The sequence below is a fragment of the Dyella sp. 01N36 genome, from assembly GCF_056399745.1.
On record NZ_JBFTRY010000222.1, the window covers coordinates 1 to 5,014 of the forward strand.

The 5,014-nt window shown below is 64.4% G+C and carries 2 protein-coding genes and 1 pseudogene; 2 read left to right on the forward strand and 1 reads right to left on the reverse strand.

Features of this window, described 5'->3' with window-relative positions; all coding sequences use genetic code 11:
* A pseudogene (locus tag AC1DMG_RS19560) lies at positions 1 to 437 on the reverse strand (2OG-Fe(II) oxygenase); the annotation flags it as partial.
* A 213-nt stretch (positions 438 to 650) separates the two neighbouring features.
* On the opposite strand from AC1DMG_RS19560, the gene carA reads away from it, so the two are divergent.
* Together carA and carB are read left to right on the forward strand one after the other, a co-directional pair.
* Positions 651 to 1,787 (forward strand): glutamine-hydrolyzing carbamoyl-phosphate synthase small subunit, encoded by a 1,137-nt coding sequence (gene carA, locus AC1DMG_RS19565; protein WP_477180945.1) that lies wholly within the window; start codon positions 651 to 653, stop codon positions 1,785 to 1,787.
* On the forward strand, positions 1,780 to 5,007 hold the full coding sequence (gene carB, locus AC1DMG_RS19570; protein ID WP_477180946.1) for a carbamoyl-phosphate synthase large subunit: 3,228 nt from the start codon (positions 1,780 to 1,782) through the stop codon (positions 5,005 to 5,007). Before carA ends, carB begins: the two co-directional genes overlap by 8 nt.
* The last annotated feature ends 7 nt before the right edge of the window (positions 5,008 to 5,014 follow it).

Sequence of the window (5,014 nt, forward strand, 5' to 3'; positions counted from 1 at the left end):
ATGCTGTCGATACTGCCCAGAAAGCGCAGACAGCCGTCGCTGGTGTCCGGCCAGAGGTTGTTGAGGTAGAGCAGAGCCGTGGCCACCTTGGACTTGCTGTCCGTATGGATGGTCCCGTGGCGCTTGTTGAGCGACCGGCACAGCGTGATGAGGGTGGGGTACTGGCCCAGGTTCTCGATCCCCAGGCGCTCGCCGATGGCGYGGGCGAACTCGGCCGAGCTCAGGCGGTTCACCAGTGCATTGATCGAGGGGCCGCAGTCGCTGGCGTCATACGGGAAGAAACCGGCGCTCGCATAGCGCGGAAAATCGCGCTCCAGGTCGCCGCGCGCCTCGTCCGGCAACTGACCGTGCGCGATCAGGAACGGGAACGGCTCCGCCCTGATGTCGGTGTCCGGTCGGTCAAGACGGGCGGGATCGAGCAGCGCGACTGAGTTCATGGATGTCCGAGCATGGGTGAGACCGCGCTAGTGTACTGCCCGGACAGGGGCCCGCAGGGCTTTTCTCCCGGTGGCGTTCAGCTGTTTTTGGTGGACACCAAGGGGGCTTGCACCTATCATTGCGACCCGCCCTGCAACATTCCTCGACTAAGGTCCTCAAGCCTGCTTTGGTGCGGCTTGYGGACCTTGCTGCACCTAAAAGGCGGTCCTCCGATGCCTATTCCCGCTCTGCTTGCCCTCGAAGACGGCAGCGTGTTCCACGGCTACGCCGTTGGCGCGACTGGCGAAACTGTCGGCGAGGTGGTTTTCAACACCGCCATGACCGGCTACCAGGAGATCCTCACCGATCCCTCGTACGCCAAACAGCTTGTCACCCTGACTTATCCGCACATCGGCAACACCGGCGTGAACGTCGAGGACGAAGAGTCCGCTTCGGTCCACGCCGCCGGCCTGATCGTGCGCGACGTGCCGCGTCGTGCCAGCAACTGGCGCAGCACTGAAAGCCTGACCGATTACCTCAAGCGCCACGGCATCGTGGCCCTGGCCGGCATCGACACGCGCCGCCTGACCCGCATCCTGCGCGACAAGGGCGCTTTGAACGGCTGCATCGTCGCCGGCGAGCAGATCGACGTCGAAGACGCACTCGCCAAGGCGCGCGCCTTCCCCGGCCTCAACGGCATGGACCTGGCCAAGGTGGTCAGCGTGGGCGAGTCCTACCAGTGGAACGAGGGCGTCTACGACCTCGATCGCACCGCCTTCAATCAGCCGTCCAAACGCTTCAAGGTCGTGGCCTACGACTACGGCGTGAAGTACAACATCCTGCGCCTGCTGGCCGAGCAGGGTTGCGACATCACCGTGGTGCCTGCGCAGACGCCGGCTGGCGACGTGCTGGCGATGAAGCCCGATGGCGTGTTCCTGTCCAACGGCCCCGGCGATCCGGCGGCCTGCGACTACGCCGTGGAAGCCACCAAGCAGTTCCTCGAGGCGAAGATCCCGCTGTTCGGCATCTGCCTGGGTCACCAGATCATGGSSCTGGCRSTKGGCGCCAAGACGCTGAAGATGAAGTTCGGCCAYCAYGGCGCGAACCATCCGGTGAAGGAYSTGGACGAYGGCCGYGTGSTGATCACCTCGCARAACCACGGTTTCGCGGTCGATCCGGCCACGCTGCCGGCAAACGTGCGCGTCACCCACACCTCGCTGTTCGATGGTTCGCTGCAGGGCTTCACGCTCACCGACCGTCCGGCGTTCTGTTTCCAGGGTCACCCGGAAGCGAGCCCCGGCCCGCACGAGATGAGCTACCTGTTTGATCGTTTTGCCGCCCTGATGCAGGAGGCCCGCAAGAATGGCTAAGCGCACCGATATCAAGAGCATCCTCATCATCGGCGCCGGTCCGATCGTCATCGGCCAGGCCTGCGAGTTTGACTACTCCGGCGCACAGGCCTGCAAGGCGCTGAAGGAAGAGGGTTACCGCGTCATCCTGGTGAACTCCAATCCCGCCACCATCATGACCGACCCGGAGACGGCCGACGCCGTCTACATCGAGCCGATCAACTGGCAGACGGTGGAGCGCATCATCGCCAAGGAGCGCCCCGATGCGGTGCTGCCGACGATGGGTGGCCAGACCGGCCTCAATTGCGCACTGGATCTGGCCGACCACGGCGTGCTCGAGAAGTACAACGTCGAACTGATCGGCGCGTCGCGCGAAGCCATCCGCATGGCCGAAGACCGCGAGCTGTTCCGCGTCGCCATGGCCGAGATCGGCCTGGAGTGCCCGAAGGCCGAAGTGGTTCGTACCTTCGAGCAGGCGCTGATCACGCAGACGAAGGTGGGCTATCCCACCATCATCCGCCCCAGCTTCACGCTGGGCGGCTCCGGTGGCGGTATCGCGTACAACCGCGAAGAATTCGAAGAGATCGTCAAGCGCGGCCTCGAGCTTTCGCCGGTGGGCGAAGTGCTGGTCGAGGAATCCGTGCTCGGCTGGAAAGAATTCGAGATGGAAGTGGTCCGCGACAAGGCGGACAACTGCATCATCGTGTGCTCGATCGAAAACCTCGATCCGATGGGCGTGCACACCGGCGACTCGATTACGGTCGCGCCGGCGCAGACGCTCACCGACAAGGAATACCAGCGCCTGCGYRAYGCCTCCATCGCGGTGCTGCGCRAGATCGGCGTSGATACCGGCGGCTCCAACGTGCAGTTCGGCATCAATGCCGAGAACGGCCGCGTGGTGGTGATCGAGATGAATCCGCGCGTGTCGCGTTCGTCGGCGCTCGCTTCCAAGGCCACCGGTTTCCCGATCGCCAAGATCGCGGCGAAGCTGGCGGTGGGTTACACGCTCGACGAACTCAAGAACGACATCACCGGCGGCCTGACGCCGGCGTCGTTCGAGCCGAGCATCGATTACGTCGTCACCAAGATTCCGCGCTTCGCGTTCGAGAAGTTCCCCTCGGCCGACGCGCGCCTCACCACGCAGATGAAGTCCGTCGGCGAAGTGATGGCGATGGGCCGCACCTTCCACGAATCGCTGCAGAAGGCGCTGCGTGGCCTGGAAATCGGCAAGACCGGCCTCAACCCGACCGGCCTGGACCTGACCACCGAAGAGGGCGTCAACGCACTCAAGCGCGAACTGCGCGAGCCGCGTCCGGATCGCGTGTTCCATCTGGCCGATGCGTTCCGCGCCGGCTTGTCCCTGGAAGACGTGTACGGTTTGAGCCGCGTCGATCCCTGGTTCCTGGCGGCGTTCGAAGACATCGTGCTCACCGAGAAGGACGTCCAGACGCAGGGCATCACCGTGCTCGACGCCGCGCGCATGCGCGAGTTGAAGCGCATGGGCTTCTCCGACGCGCGCCTGGCCGAACTGCTCGACACCAATGAAGCGGCCATGCGCCATCTGCGTCGTACGCTGGGCGTGCGCCCGGTGTACAAGCGCGTGGACTCCTGCGCCGCCGAGTTCGCCACCACCACGGCCTATATGTACTCGACCTACGAGGAAGAGTGCGAAGCCAACCCGACCAATCGCGACAAGATCGTCGTGCTTGGTGGCGGCCCGAACCGSATCGGCCAGGGYATCGARTTCGACTACTGCTGCGTGCACGCMGCGCTCGCSCTGCGCGAGGAYGGKTTCGAAACCATCATGGTCAACTGCAACCCGGAAACMGTCTCGACCGACTACGACACCTCCGACCGTCTGTACTTCGAGCCGCTCACGCTCGAGGACGTGCTGGAAATCGTCGATCTGGAGAAGCCCAAGGGCGTGATCGTGCAGTACGGTGGCCAGACGCCACTGAAGCTTGCACGTGCGCTGGAAGCAGCTGGCGTACCGGTGATCGGCACTTCGCCGGACAGCATCGACTTGGCCGAAGACCGCGAGCGCTTCCAGCAGATGATCGAGAAGATCGGCCTGAAGCAGCCGCCGAATCGCACCGCGCGCACGCCGGAAGAGGCCTTGGCCTCGGCACGCGAGATCGGCTATCCGCTGGTGGTGCGTCCGAGCTACGTGCTGGGCGGCCGCGCGATGGAAATCGTCTACAGCGATGCCGATCTTTCGCGTTACATCCGCGATGCCGTGCAAGTCTCCAACGATTCGCCGGTGCTGCTGGATCGCTTCCTCGATCACGCGGTCGAAGTGGACGTGGACATCATTGCCGACGCGGAAGGCAACGTGCTGGTCGGCGGCATCATGGAGCATATCGAAGAGGCCGGCGTCCATTCGGGCGACTCCTCTTGCTCGCTGCCGCCGTACTCGCTGACCCAGGAGGTGCAGGATGAAATGCGCCGCCAGGTCACCGCGATGGCGAAGGAGCTGAAGGTCATCGGCCTGATGAATACGCAGTTCGCCATCCAGGGCGATACGGTGTTCATCCTGGAAGTGAACCCGCGCGCCTCGCGCACCGTGCCATTCGTGTCCAAGGCCACCGGTGTGCCGCTAGCCAAGATCGCCGCGCGCGCCATGGCCGGCCGCTCGCTGATCGAGCAGGGCACCACGCGCGAAGTGATCCCGAGCTACTACTCGGTGAAGGAAGCGATCTTCCCGTTCCTGAAGTTCCAGAACGTGGATCCGATCCTCGGWCCTGAAATGCGCTCCACCGGYGAGGTGATGGGCGTGGGCCGCAGCTTCGGCGCCGCCTTTGCGCGCGGTCACGATGCGGCCGGCATCAAGACGCCGCCGAAGGGCAAGGTGTTCGTGTCGGTGCGTGATGCCGACAAGGATCGCCTGCTGCCGGTCGCCCGCGAAGTGCTGGAGCGCGGCTTCAGCCTGGTCGCCACCGACGGCACGGCCAAGTACCTGGCCGAGCATGGCGTGGCCTGCGAGCGCATCAACAAGGTGATCGAAGGCCGTCCGCACATCGTCGACCTGATCAAGAACGGCGAGATCGTCTATATCGTCAACACCACCGAGGGCAAGGCGGCGATTGCCGACTCGTTCTCGATCCGACGTGAAGCCCTGCAGCAGCGCGTCACGTACTCCACCACGGTCGCGGGCGCCCGCGCGCTGGTGCATTCGCTGGATTCTCACGGCGACGGCTCGGTGCACAGCCTGCAGGAACTGCACAAGGAACTGAAAGCATGAGTCGTGC